Genomic DNA, 13,208 nt, shown 5'->3' with positions numbered 1-13,208 from the left:
CCTTATTTTTTGTTTTTGTAAAGTTTTCTAAAATCGGCGCAAGCTCCCCTAGAGCCATAGTCGCAAGCTAACCCGTAAAAATCCATCGCCTTCGTCTCGTCTTTTTTTACGCCCTCGCCACTTTCGTACATATCAGCTAGCGCGTGGCAGCCGCTCGCGTCCTCGTACTTGCATGCGGTTTCGTAAAATTTAGACGCTTTGGCTAAATTTTGCTCGGTGCCCCCGCTGTTGTAGTCGTAGTATCCGGCCACTCTCGCGCACGCGGCGCCCACTTTGCCCTCGCAAGCTTTTTCGTGAAATTTCATCGCTTTTTTATAGTCGGTTTCCTGCCCGGCCTGTCCGTTTTCGTAGATGTCGCCCAGAGATTTGCAACCGTCCATATCGCCAGCATCGCAAGCTTTTGAAAACTGCTCGAAGCCTTTTGCCTCGCTAGAGTTTTGCGAATAGGCGTTAATGTTTATAAAGCCCGCGGCATAGCAACCTACGATATTTTTCTCCTCGTAGCAAGACTTCTCAAAGAGCTTTAAGGCATTGTCGTAGTTGTTTTGAGCTAGCTCCGCGCTCGCCTCCTCGAAAGCAGGCACGGCGGCAAAAGCCGCGGACGCCAAAAAAGCGGCACAAACAATTTTCTTTAGCATTTGTTTTCCTTAAATTTGATTATTTTTCGCGAAATCTAAAATTTGGCGCAAACTATCTGCCCATCCTATCGAAAAACCACATAAAAGCAAACATTAGCCCCGTGGCCTTGGTTTTGGTTTCGTCGAACATAAACTCCCGCGCCCGCTCAAGCGGCACGTAAACAGGCTCGATACTTTCGCCGTCTATGCCGCCGCCCTCGCCGATTTTCATCGCGTCGTTTATCACGGCAAAAAACATCGTCTGCTTCGCTCCGCCAAACCCCAGCGCGCCGCGAGTGGATGTTATGCGCTCGACCTTGCTCACGGCAAAGCCCGTCTCCTCGGCGATCTCCTCGATGACGGTCTGCTCCTCGCTCTTGCCTTTATCCATCAGACCCGCGCAAAGCTCGTAGGTATAGCCCTCGTCGCCCTTTTGCGTTAAATTTAGGTCGCGTCCGTCTTGCAGGTTAAACCAAACGGCGGGGCGAAACTGCTTAACTAGCAAAAACGCGTCCTTATCCTCGTGATAAAGTAGCACCGAGACGCTGTCGTGAGCCTTGATACACTCCCATCTAACGGACTTTTCGCACAGATCAAACGAAATTTGATACGGTTTTACGTAGCGCGGGGAGGTTAAATTTTCTATTTTGATATTTTTTACAGAAGTATCCATTTTGCCAGTCCTAAAAAGCTAAAAAAGCCGACCGTGTCGGTGACGGTGGTAAGCAGCACAGCCGAGCCGACGGCGGGATCGATGTCAAATTTCTTTAAGGTTAGCGGTATCAAAGTACCGAAAAATCCGGCGAAAAACAAATTTATCAACATCGAAGCGCCGATAACGACGCCAAGCATCGGACGGTTAAACCACAAAGAAGCGATAACGCCCATCAAAAACGCAAAGGTTAGTCCGTTTATAAGCGCGATACCGACCTCGCGTTTTAGCGCATTTGCGGCGTTTTTAAACTCGATTTCTCCCAGAGTTAGTCGGCGCACGGTAACCGTAAGCGCCTGCGTGCCGGTGTTTCCGCCCATGGATGCGACGATAGGCATCAGTACCGCAAGCGCTACGTAGCTGGCTATCGTCTCGTCAAAAAGCCCGATGATAGATGAGCTGATTAGCGCCGTAAATAAATTTATAAGTAGCCAAACCGCTCTCGCGCGAGTGGCCTTAACCAGGCTCGTATCCTCCTCCTCGGCTTCGTCGTCGACGCCGGCTAGGTTATAAATTTGCTCCGTGGCGCTTTCTTTTATAAAGTCGTGGATATCGTCGGTGGTGATACGACCGAGCAAATAGCCCTTGCTATCGACGACCGCGATCGAGTTCATATCGTAGTTTTCGACCGTTTCTACGACCGTCTCGATAGGCTCGTTATCGACGGCTACATTGGGTTTATACTTATCCTCTTCGCTCTTTGAGATGATCTCTCTTAAGGTTTGGTTAAAGTCAAATAGTATCAGATCCTCAAGCGGCACCGCATGGAGTAAAACGCCCTTTTTATCGGTGATAAAAAGCTGCGAGACGTTTTCTAGCTTGCCCTCTTCTTTCTCGCGTCTTAGCCGCTCGACCGCCGTTTTTAGCTGCTCGTCGATATGCGCGCTAAAAAGCTCCGTCTGCATAAACGCGCCCGCCTCGCCCTCGTCGTAGCTGCGGATACGTAAAATCTCCTCCTGATCGTCCTTATCTAGGCCGTCAAAGAGCTCCTTAGCCTTTTGTTCGTCGATCTCCTCGATATACTCCAAAAGCTCGGCGGCGTCGTCGCTCTCTAGCTCTTCGATCGCCTCGATGATTTTGTCGCTGGGTATCTGCTCGATCACGTCCTTTAGCATGTGATCGGGCATCTCGATCGCTACGTCGCCCAGGATCTCGGGGTCGAGCTTTTCGAGGTATTCGCCAAAAAGCTCCTCGTCGTGCTTTTTGAGCGTTTTTAGGTGCTGAGCGAGGTCGGCGGGACTTAGTTCCTTATCGATCGTCTCGTTTAGGTGCGAGTCTAGCAGTTCTTTGGCTTCGTTTAATTGCTCGTTTTCTTCCATCATTTACTCTTTTTGTCGCTTGACTCGGCTGTTTTATCTTTTGATTTAGCCTTTTTATCGGCGGTCTCTTTTTGTTTTTTAGACTTATCTTTGCTGGCGTTTACGTCCTTTTTCTTTTTAGACTCGCTTTTTGCTTCTTGGCTTGGTTTGTCCTTTTTCTTGTCCGCCTGCTTTGGCTTGTCTTTGTTGTTTTTAGCGGACGAATTTGACTCGGATTTTTTCGTCTCTTTGATTGATTTTTTAGGCTCAGTCTTGCTTGATGCCTTGTTTGACGCTTTTGCGGAGGTTAAATTTGACTCCGGTTTTGCAGATTTTGCCGCGGCTAAATTTGCTGTTTCGTTCGCGTCCGTTTTTGCCTCAGAGGAGTTGCTTTCAGCTTTAGGCTGTGCGGTCAAATTTGACTCGGGCGCAGTTAAATTTGAGTCCGTCAAATTTGCGTCATCGCCGTTTAGAGGCTCGCTAGTTAAATTTACGTCCGCGGCATTTGGCTGCGCCGTTAAATTTAAATCATCGCTCTGCAAGGTTAAATTTACGTCGCTTTTTGGTTCTGCGATCGGGTGCTCCCAGTCCATCGCCGCGTCAAATCTATACTCTTTTTCAGGGATTCTATCCTTGCCAAGAGCCTTTTTTATCTCGGGCTCTAGCCGCTCTACGCGGTTTTTAAACTCTCTTTCTTCTTTTGAGAAAAATACGCTTTTAGCCACCTTTATCTCGGTTTCAGGATTTACCGCGGTGCCGTTTTTATATACGCCGAAGTGCAGGTGCGAGCCCGTACTCATGCCAGTGTTGCCCACATAGGCGATGAGCTGGCCTTGCTTAACCTTGACGCCGGTTTTTATACCTTTAGCAAAGCCGTTCGTGTGCGCATACAGCGTCTCGTAGGCGCCGGCGTGCTTTAGGATCACGACCTTGCCGTAGCCGCTTTTGGTACCGACGAATTTAACCGTGCCCTCGCCCGCAGCCTTTATCGGAGTGCCTTTAGGGGCGCCGTAGTCAACGCCCAAATGTGCCTTATAGCGCTTTAGTATCGGATGAAAGCGCTTGGGCGTAAACGGCGACGTGATGCGGGCGTTTGAAATAGGTCTAGTGAGCAGAAATTTATCGCTTTTTTTGCCGCTTTTGTCGTAGTATTTGTTTTGATGTCTATAAACCGTGTATCTTTTACCCCTGATCTCTATCGCCGCCCAGTCGATTTCAGGCATACCGAAAGTACGACCCAGTCTAATCTTTTGTTTGTAGCTCATCGCGAGCCTGTCGCCCTTTTTCAGCCTTTTAAACTCGCCGTCGCCGACCTCGCCTTTCATCGCTAGATAAAACCCATGCGCCAGCGCTACGCTGCCGGTAATTTCTATGATGTCTTGCGACGGGTTTGCGCTAACGGGCATACTAAGCACGCGGTCGTAGGTCTGATACGAGATCGGGGAGAGCTGAAATTTAAACCCGCCGTCGTCGTCTTTGTAAATTTGCGCTTGAAGCTCTTCGTTTACGGGGATCAGCACCTGGGATATCCCGCCCTTTTCGTCCTTTGAAATTTGATACGGGATGCCTTCCTTAATCTCGTCCAGGAACTCTTTATCCTCCGAGTCCAAATCATAATAAAGCTTTAGCGGGATGGAGTTTTTTTCTAAAAACGTCAAAAAGCTATCGCCCTTGGGCCAGCTAAGCTCCTGGACGGTAGATTGTATAGGCGCGGCGGCGAATAAATTTACCGCCAGCAGTAAAGCTAATGAAAATTTCTTCATAAAATCCCTTGATTTAAAAGCCGTATTTTACTCGAAAATTACTTACATTTTGCAAAACTAAGGCAGTTTCAGATATAATGAGCGCTAAAATTTCAAACTTTCAGGAGATAAATTTTGAAAAAATTTCTTTTATTTTTAGCGGCGGCTTGCCTCAGTTTTGCGGCGGAATTTTCAATGAGAGAGTACAAAACCCCGCTGATAAGCGTGGATGAGGGCGTAGGCACGATCATAGACAGCTCGGACATCGTCGTAGGCAGTAGCGGCGTCGTGATGCATAAATTTGAAGGCTCTCAAAGCTCAATCATCGCTCGCGCCGTCGTTACGGAAAAAGGCGGAGGCTTTGCGAAGGTGCGATTCGAGGTATTTGACACGTTAGCGCAAAAAGCCCTACCGATACCGGGAATTTTGCCTAAAGGCGGCGACGAGATCATCCTAAACTACCTATACAACCGCTCGCTCATCGTCGTACCGAACAAAGAAATTTACGCCGAAGTAACGAACGCGTTTAAAGATATCACCTTTATCCACCCAGATATCGTAGGATCGTATCTAAGCTACGAGTATAAACCAAACCCTAGCCGCGATGACTTTCGTAAAATGTGCTCCCAAAGCGCTGCGGGGCTTATTTTCATCGCTATGAACAACGAAGCGCTTTTTGCCGATTGCCAGAGTTTTGAGCCGCTAAAACGATTCCAAAGCGGCGCGGTCAAATACTACCAGCTGCCCTTCTACACTCGCGTCAAGGATATCGATACGGTATTTTGGAAATGGGGCTCAGAGCAAATCAGTGACTTTGACCGCCACTACAAAGCTCTTTTGAAAGAAAAATGATGCACGAAAAACACGCTAAATTTTTTGTAAATTTACTAGGCGCGGATAACGCCTACTTCGACGACGCGCACAGGATCGCCTACTGCTACGACGCGACTAGAAAGCGCCATTTGCCAGACGGCGTGCTTTTCCCTAGGGACGAACGCGACGTGAGCGAGATTTTAAAATACTGCAATGAAAATAAAATCATAATCGTACCTAGGGGTGCCGGTAGCGGCTTTACGGGAGGTGCGCTAGCGCACGAGGGCGGCGTGGTGCTTGCCTTTGAAAAACACATGAACAAAATCCTAGAAATCGACATGCAAAACATGGTCGCCGTCGTGCAACCGGGCTGTATAAATATAAATTTACAGCGCGAAGCCGAGAAGCTAGGCCTTTTCTACCCGCCAGATCCCGCTAGCCAGGAGTACTCGACGCTAGGCGGCAACGTGAGCGAAAATGCCGGCGGCATGCGCGCGGCAAAATACGGCATCACCAAAGACTACGTCATGGCGCTGCGAGCCGTGCTACCTAACGGCGAAGTAATCCGCGCGGGCAAACGCACGATAAAAGACGTCGCCGGATACAATATCGCAGGCATTTTAATCGCTAGCGAGGGCACGCTAGCGGTAATAACCGAGATCACGCTAAAACTCATCGCAAAGCCTAAATTTAGAAAAACCGCGATGGGAATTTTCCCTAGCGTAAACGCCGCGATGAACGCCGTTTATAAGACAATGGCAGCAGGCATGACGCCGGTAGCCATGGAGTTTTTAGACGCGCTTTGCATACGCGCGGTCGAGACCAAATTTAACAAAGGTCTACCGCAAGATGCGGGCGCCTTGCTCATCACCGATGTAGACGGCGACGTTTTAGACGGTCTAGAGCAGGATCTTGCCACGATCGAGCGAGTGTTTAGAGAAAACGGCGCTAGCGAATTTAGACGCGCCAAAGACGAGAGTGAGCGAAACGACATCTGGTTTGCCAGGCGTAACTGCTCGCAGGCGATAAATATCTACGGAAATTTAAAACTAAACGAGGACATCACAGTGCCGCGCTCAAAGCTACCAGAGTTGCTAGAGCGCATCGGCGGCGTCGCTGAAAAATACGGCGTACAGGTGCCGTGCTTTGGCCACACGGGCGATGGCAACGTACACACCAACGTCATGGTCGTAGACAAAACCGACCCGGCGCAGGTAGAGAGCGGACACAAGGCGATCGAGGAAATTTTTAAGATCGCGGTGGAGCTTGGCGGCACGCTTAGCGGCGAGCACGGCATCGGTATCAGCAAGGCCGAGTTTATGCCGCTTGCCTTTACGCCTGCTGAGATGGAGCTTTTTAGAAGTATCAAAAAGGCGTTTGACCCAAACAATATCCTAAACCCATTTAAGATGGGGCTGTAAATTTGGCGCAAGGCGTAGCTGATTTTTTAAAAATAGTCCTTGACGCCTTGGTGATTGTTTTTTTGGTTGTACTGCTTTTTAGGAAAAATGACAAAATATCTTTTCAGTATGTCGGTTGCGGAGACTTACTTATACGCCCCGATCCGTTTTTAAAGATAATGTACTTTTTAATGTTCTCATGTTGCGGTGCAATGTCGCTATTAGGCCGAGTGGCAGATGAAAATTTATTCGCCGACTATAATCTGCTGCTATTTCTTTACGATATGATACCTGTTTGCTTGTTGGCTTTCGCTTTTTATACCCTGATGCAAAAAGGCATAAGAGTCAAGCAAGACGGCATCTCAAAAGAGATAGGACTTTTAGGCTTTAAACGCGCCTATGAAGTTAAATTTGACGAAATGATTTATGATGTCGGAGTTGCCCCCAGGAACAATGAAAAAGTATTCAAAATAAAAAGCGAGAGCGGCGATACCAAATTTGGATTTGGGCTATTGTATGCGAGAAAAGACATGGATGATTTAGAAAAATTGATACGCAAAAATGTCAAATTTAAAAACCTTAAACCTCTAAGTAGCTAAATTTTAGGACGAAAATAGCCCGGCAAAAATACTAAAAATTACAGAGGCGGAAATCATCCGCCCCATTATTGCGCCTACGTTTTAAAATTTATACTCCAGCTTCACGCCGCCGCTTACGCCGTAGCTTCTATCGTTATCTAGCATTCCGCTAAGCTGATAAGAAACCGCAAAATTTTTGCTAAACTCCGTGCTTGCAGACAAATTTAGCCTATAGACCAGTTTGTTGTTGTCGAGCTTGTAGTCGACGTATTCATTTGAGTTATTAAGCGAAACATAAGATTTGTCGTCAGAGTTATAGACGTTTTGTTTTACTAAAAATTGAGCCGCAAATGCATTTTTGTCGCTATTTAACACATACTCGACGCCGACCCCCAAAGCTACGTTAAAGTCGTTTATGTCTTTTTGGCCGTATATGTCGTTTTTAAAACCCTTTACTCCGTTTGCGCCAAATTCTAGCGCAAGTACGGGCTTGATAGCCTGAGCGTATTCGCCGTTTGAGCCGAGCGAAATTTTATATTTATAGTAGTTACTCGAAAGGACGCCCGTGCTTCTTACGCTAGCCTTTTGTAAATCATTTAAGCTGCGCTTAGAGTTTACGAAGGCTAAATTTAGATTGCTCTGTATCTCGTGAGCGTCTCGCTCAAAAACTCCATACGCTCCAAAACTGTAAATTTTAGCATCGTCGCTCATGGCGCCAGAGTTAAATTTAGCCTTGCTCACGCCCGCGCTCGTGCCCAAAATAAATTCGTCGTAGCTCCTGTCGTAGCCGATATTAGTACCGTAAAATTTTAAATCTCCGCCGCTATCTTTATCTTTAAAGTACGCTCCGTTTACGTTCGCCCAGAAGTTATTTCTCAGCCTATCAGCTTCAGCCGCCTCATAAGCCATCGCAGCAGTCGGTTTAAAGTCGCTCTCAAGCCCGGCTAGACTAAACTGAGAGATATCGGCCTTTGCCCTTAATTGCATAATTCGCGACAATCTTGAGTTGATTAGCTCGTTGTTGTTCTGTAGAGCCTTAACGCTGATTTTTAAAGATGAAGCCGAAATTTCCCCCATATCGGATTCCGCTTTTAGCGCCATGCGTTTTATCGTTTCCATATCGCCGCTTTGAACGGCATTTTCGTATTCAGGCGTATTTTTTAGCATATTTAGGATCTTGTTTTGTCTTTCGCTAAACTCTGCTATTTTTAAGCCATGCTCCACTCCTGGCGATACCTGCGGATTTGGGGCCTGCCGGTCGCTCAAGCTCATCAGAATTTTACCATCTTTTATAGTATAGGTCGTAAAAAGATTATTGATCTTTTGTTCCATATTAAATATCGCGCCCTTATTTACGATATTTGTAGCGCTTACTAGCGTATAGGTTTTATCGGCCGTCATTTGTCCTTTTAAAGCAGCCGTAAAGTCGATATTAAATTTCATCCCCGCGCCAAGCGTCAAAACCTTTTTAAAGTCCAAAATCGGCTCGTTTGCGTTGCCGAAATCTTTAATATTTAAATTTTTCGTTACGGTCGTATCGGGGTCAAAGGTTAGTTTATTTGCTCCGCTAACCTCTAAATCTTCTATTTCTAATTTACCGCTTCCAGCCGCTATGCTACGATTAGGAGCCGTATTTTTGCCGTTTACCACAAGCTCTCTTAGCTTTGTAGTCGTGCCGCCTACTTTTAGCATGCTGTCGCTATCCATGACGATTTTATTTTTAAAGCTTACGTCTTTAACTAACAAATTTCCTTTTTCTACGTTTTGGCGGTATTTTAACCCGTCGTCATAGGTGTTTGAGCCGTCAAATTTATCTATATAGTGAGCCAAATCGCCGCTTAAATTTATAACCGAGTTTGCAGCCTTTATTTCGCCGTTTACGTTAGCTTCCTTACCTATCGTAAGCTCTGATGAGTTTAGGTTTATGCCCTCTTTTGCGTTAAATTCTCTTTTGTCCCAATCAGGCTGAGACAGCGTCGACGGACGAGTTAGATCCATATACTCGGGCAAAGTTAGGCCTGCGGCGGCTATTTTATCCTTTACTGCCTGCGTTAAGACGCTAGCATCTGCCGTAGCATGAGTGGTCGGGTGCCCTTGCAAAGTAACTTTGGCGTTGTTTAGAGTCAGGCTTCCGTCTATATCAAAACCGCCGTCAAATACAAGCTCTCGTCCTTGTCCATCGTGTTTTATGTCTATATTTTTATCTACGCTCGCATGAAATATCGTATCTTTGCCGTTTTCGCCGCTCACGGTAAGCGTCGATCTTTGCGTGTCCAAGTTGGTTATTTTGGCGGCGTTTGAGTTGGCCGAAACATTACTAAAGGTTTGATTAAATCCATTTAGATCAAGTTTTCCGCCGCCGTTTCCAAAGAAAATTTTATTATTTAAGTTATCGTCCGCGCCAAGCCTCAACAAGCCCCTGCCGCTCGTTACGTAAATATTTTCAAAAGCGTTTGCCGTCTTTAGCTCTACGATGCCGTCGCCCAGCCTCAGGCCCTTATTGCCGCTAGAATTTACGACTAGGCTTCCTTTGCCGATTTTATGGATACTGGTATCCGAGGCGACGTTTAAATTTAGACTTGCTCCGCTAGCAACGTCAAAGCCTGCAAGTTTTTTAATCTTACCGCTACCGCCGATCGCGACGTCCCCATTTTTGACCACTATTCCGCCGTGCCCTAGATCTAAGTCCGAATTTAGCGTTATGTCGCTTGTAGCGGTTAATATATTGTCTTTGTTTTGCACGAGCTGCGCATCCGTAACACTTGATCCAGCCACGGCGTTTTCATAGTCTTTTTTGTAGTCGTTAAAGTCAGTCATCGTTACGATTGAAGCGCTATTGCTATTATCAGCCACTACAGATAAAACTCCCACTAAAACCCATTTTTGCGCCACCGTATCGTAAACGAAAAATCCCGAACCGCTATCGCCCGGCAAAAGTCTGTTTCTAAAACCCTTATCAGAGGTCATAAACATATAAACGCCTGGCCTATTTATGCTTGAGAGTCGCGTTTTATAATTTGCCGAATAATTCACGCTTATTTCATTTACGCTTCCGCCCAATGCCTGATTAACGATACCTTGGTCTTCAAATTCTCTTGCGCTTACGACGGTATCATATCCATCCGAATCAGTTTTGAGTTTTTCTAACCCAAGCGCTCCGGTGCCTGCCTGATAGGCAAGGACGTTATCGCCTCTAGCCCCGCCGCTATTTTTTATATCTTTTATGTAGTCTTCTATCTTTTTTGCATTGGCTTCATCTTTGGTTCTATCAGCGCCTGAAATGTCCAAATTTGGCACGTCCAGCGGATCGATTTGCCCCTCTACGATATATTTTGTAGTTCGCATATAGGTAGTGTCAGAGTTGTATAGTTTTTCTGTAGAAGTTGCCGTGTGCGATGTCAGATACTCGTATTTCGTGTTGCCAAACCACCCTCTATTTTCATTAAAATTACTAGCCGCAGCAGCTCCTAACGTATGATTTGCCGTTACTACGAAATTTCGCCCAAGAGCGGTAAAATTTCCTTTATTATTTCTAGCGCCGCTATTTGGGATTTTATCAAACGTAAATTTGTCGCCGTTTCTTTGCGTAAACTCTAGCGGTGCATCTTGTGGAGCAAAAACGCCCTTATTTTGTGCAAAATCAAGATAATCCCTATAATAATTCGTTCCTATGTCCATAACCTGCGAGTTGGCACAGGTGCACAAAATGCTAGCTAAAACAATCGAAATACCAAATCTATTATCCACAATTAACCTCCAAATTATTTACTTTATTTAAAATTCATAATAATATTATAAATACAATTTAACAAATCTCTAATAAATTTTGAAGGCGCATTATATATATTTTTTAATTTTTTGCAACCCTTAGCAAAATATTCTTTACTTTAAAATCTTTAATTGTAAAATACCTCAAATTTAAGGATCCAAAATGAACTCGCAAAAATTTGAAAAGATAAAACAAACGCTTAAAATTTGGCTCACGGCGATGCTAAAAATCAAGGACAAGCAGCTACTGCACTACGCATCAAGCCTGAGTTTTCACACGATGCTCTCCATCATCCCCGTGCTGCTCATCTCGCTCTCGCTTTTTACGCAGATGCCAAGCTTTAGCGTCTATTACGCCAAAATCAAGGAATTTATATTCGCCCAGCTACTACCCTCAAACCAAGACGCGATATCAAACTACATCGAGACCTTTTTACAAAACAGCTCGAGCCTTGGCATCCTCGGCCTTGGCGCCATCATCTTTACTTCGATCATGTTTTTTGCCGATTATGAATACGTCATCAACCGCATCATGCACACGCAAAGCCGCAAATTTTGGAACTCGCTAAGTGCCTATTGGACACTCATTACGCTGGCTCCCTTAGGGCTTGGGCTTAGTTTTTATCTCTCAAATTTATTTCAAGATATGCTAAACTCCAGCACCTACACGAAGTGGATAAATTTTCTCAGCATATTTCCGTACCTCATCATTTGGGCGATATTTTGCGTGACGTATCTCATCTCGATAAACCGCCAAATCGCCCTAAAAAACGCGCTTTTTAGCTCGTTCGTAGCCTCGCTCATCTGGTATCTTGGCAAAAATATCTTCGTCTTCTACGCCGCAAACAACAAAACCTATCTTAGCATCTACGGTTCGTTTTCCGTAGTGCTGCTCTTTTTCGTGTGGATTTACGTGTCGTGGATCATATTTCTTTACGGCGTAAAGCTGTGCGCGTATCTGGAAAAAGCGGGCGAGAGCGACAAAGAAGCTTAAAAAAGCGCGGCAAAGCAGAGTAAATTTAGCGGCACGATAACGGCGGCCAAAATTTTGCTTTTGACGCTTGCTAAGCTCAGCGCGTTGTAAAGCAAAAATAGCCAAAACGGCACGTTCAAATTTACCCCCTTTGCGCGCCATGAGAGGAATTCGAGCAAATACTCGTCAAGCGCCCCGCCAGCGCCAAACGCGTGCAAAAGCGCGCTAATCGGATAAAATAAGCTAAAAAGCGGCGTGAGCGGTAAGACGGCTAGCTGCTGGGCGCTAACGAGCGGGAAAAAGTAAAGCACGGGCAAAATCATCGCCGAAAATACCCAAAAATTTAGCAAGATAGCGTTGCTTAAATTTGAAAATCGCTCGCCGAAGTGCCGCAAATACAGATAAATATAAAACACACCCATACACGAAAAATAAAATCCGATGCTAAAAAGTAGACTCGGCATCAGCGCCACGGCAGCGCAAATCACGACGAAAAGTAGCTCAAAGCTAACGACGCGCACGTTTCTAGCGAGCAAAAACAGAGCTAGTAATCCCATCAAAAACGCTCGCAAAAAGGACGGCACGAAACCGATCAAGGCAAGATAGCAAAACAAAACCGCAAAAATCGCGGCCGAGAGGTCAAATTTAGCGTTTCGATACGGAAAATAGCGCGCCTGAAAATAGCGGTAAATCGGGCGCAAAATAAAATATAACGCCCCAAAAATCAGTCCCAGATGATAACCCGAGATCGCGATGAGGTGCGCTACGCCGTAGAAATTTACGTCTTGGCGCAGCTCCTTGCCCACGGGCGCGGCCAAAAACAGCGCGGTAAAAAGCTCTGCCATTTTTTCGCTTTCGTGCTGCTCGGCAATAAACTCGAAAATTTTATCGTAAATTCGTTCCTTGCTCGCGGCGTACCTAAGTTCGGCTACGCCGTAGCTAGGCATATAAAACGAGCCGCTTAGGTACTCTTTAAATTTGACGTTTTTGTTTTCAACGCCGATTAAAATTTGCTCGCTCGCTCCCGCGTCAAAGTCCGCCCGCGTCGTCGTGTAGAAGCTAAAATCATTGGTTTTTAGCTTCAAAACGCGGTAAATTTTACCTTTTTCGTTCGTTTTTTCGTAGTTTTGTAAAATTTTGGCTTGCAGGATAACGCCGTTTTGGGCTTTAAATCCCCAAAATTTATAGTAGCTAAAGCCCAAATTTAGCGCCAAAACGAGCGCGCACGCAAGGCAAAATATATAAACCTCGCGCGCGTTTTCAAAGATAGATTTACGTTGCGGCTTTTGCAAAATTTGAGCTTAAAG

10 protein-coding genes are annotated in these 13,208 nt (G+C 45.8%); 4 read left to right on the top strand and 6 right to left on the bottom strand.

Going from position 1 to position 13,208, the window contains the following annotated elements:
* Positions 1-2 precede the first annotated feature (2 nt).
* From E4V70_RS09430 to E4V70_RS11140, 4 genes are read right to left on the bottom strand one after another with little or no spacing between them, the layout of a single operon-like run.
* Positions 3-638, bottom strand: coding sequence for a tetratricopeptide repeat protein (locus tag E4V70_RS09430; RefSeq protein ID WP_122863530.1), 636 nt, complete (start codon positions 636-638; stop codon positions 3-5).
* Between the two features lie 52 nt (positions 639-690).
* Complete coding sequence (locus tag E4V70_RS09425; protein ID WP_122863529.1) at positions 691-1,290, bottom strand: NUDIX domain-containing protein; 600 nt, start codon at positions 1,288-1,290, stop codon at positions 691-693.
* Positions 1,275-2,648 carry a magnesium transporter gene (mgtE, locus tag E4V70_RS09420; protein ID WP_122863528.1) on the bottom strand — a complete coding sequence of 458 codons (1,374 nt, stop codon included), beginning with the start codon at positions 2,646-2,648 and terminating at the stop codon, positions 1,275-1,277. Before mgtE ends, E4V70_RS09425 begins: the two co-directional genes overlap by 16 nt.
* Entirely contained in the window at positions 2,648-4,390 is a 1,743-nt protein-coding gene (locus E4V70_RS11140) for a peptidoglycan DD-metalloendopeptidase family protein (RefSeq protein ID WP_122863527.1), read from the bottom strand. Before E4V70_RS11140 ends, mgtE begins: the two co-directional genes overlap by 1 nt.
* A 114-nt stretch (positions 4,391-4,504) precedes the next feature.
* Here E4V70_RS11140 and E4V70_RS09410 point away from each other — a divergent pair, with 114 nt between their 5' ends.
* From E4V70_RS09410 to E4V70_RS09400, 3 genes are read left to right on the top strand one after another with little or no spacing between them, the layout of a single operon-like run.
* On the top strand, positions 4,505-5,221 hold the full coding sequence (locus E4V70_RS09410; protein WP_122863526.1) for a plasminogen-binding N-terminal domain-containing protein: 717 nt from the start codon (positions 4,505-4,507) through the stop codon (positions 5,219-5,221).
* The gene (locus E4V70_RS09405) at positions 5,221-6,603 is read left to right on the top strand and encodes an FAD-linked oxidase C-terminal domain-containing protein (protein WP_122863525.1); all 1,383 of its coding nucleotides are present in this window, start codon (positions 5,221-5,223) and stop codon (positions 6,601-6,603) included. Before E4V70_RS09410 ends, E4V70_RS09405 begins: the two co-directional genes overlap by 1 nt.
* 2 nt (positions 6,604-6,605) lie before the next feature.
* Positions 6,606-7,181 carry a hypothetical protein gene (locus E4V70_RS09400; protein WP_122863524.1) on the top strand — a complete coding sequence of 192 codons (576 nt, stop codon included), beginning with the start codon at positions 6,606-6,608 and terminating at the stop codon, positions 7,179-7,181.
* A gap of 81 nt (positions 7,182-7,262) precedes the next feature.
* On the opposite strand, the gene E4V70_RS09395 is transcribed toward E4V70_RS09400, so the two are convergent.
* Entirely contained in the window at positions 7,263-10,907 is a 3,645-nt protein-coding gene (locus E4V70_RS09395; RefSeq protein WP_172603256.1) for a S6 family peptidase, read from the bottom strand.
* 184 nt (positions 10,908-11,091) lie between these two features.
* On the opposite strand from E4V70_RS09395, the gene E4V70_RS09390 reads away from it, so the two are divergent.
* Positions 11,092-11,922 (top strand): YihY/virulence factor BrkB family protein, encoded by an 831-nt coding sequence (locus tag E4V70_RS09390; protein WP_122863522.1) that lies wholly within the window; start codon positions 11,092-11,094, stop codon positions 11,920-11,922.
* Here E4V70_RS09390 and E4V70_RS09385 read toward each other — a convergent pair.
* Positions 11,919-13,193 (bottom strand): ComEC/Rec2 family competence protein, encoded by a 1,275-nt coding sequence (locus tag E4V70_RS09385; protein WP_122863521.1) that lies wholly within the window; start codon positions 13,191-13,193, stop codon positions 11,919-11,921. The genes E4V70_RS09390 and E4V70_RS09385 overlap by 4 nt on opposite strands.
* Between the last annotated feature and the right edge of the window lie 15 nt (positions 13,194-13,208).

The sequence above is a fragment of the Campylobacter showae genome (assembly GCF_900699785.1).
Classification (GTDB): domain Bacteria; phylum Campylobacterota; class Campylobacteria; order Campylobacterales; family Campylobacteraceae; genus Campylobacter_A; species Campylobacter_A showae_D.
The sequence above is the reverse complement of the archived record's forward strand: the minus strand, read 5'-3'. Positions and strand labels throughout refer to the sequence as shown.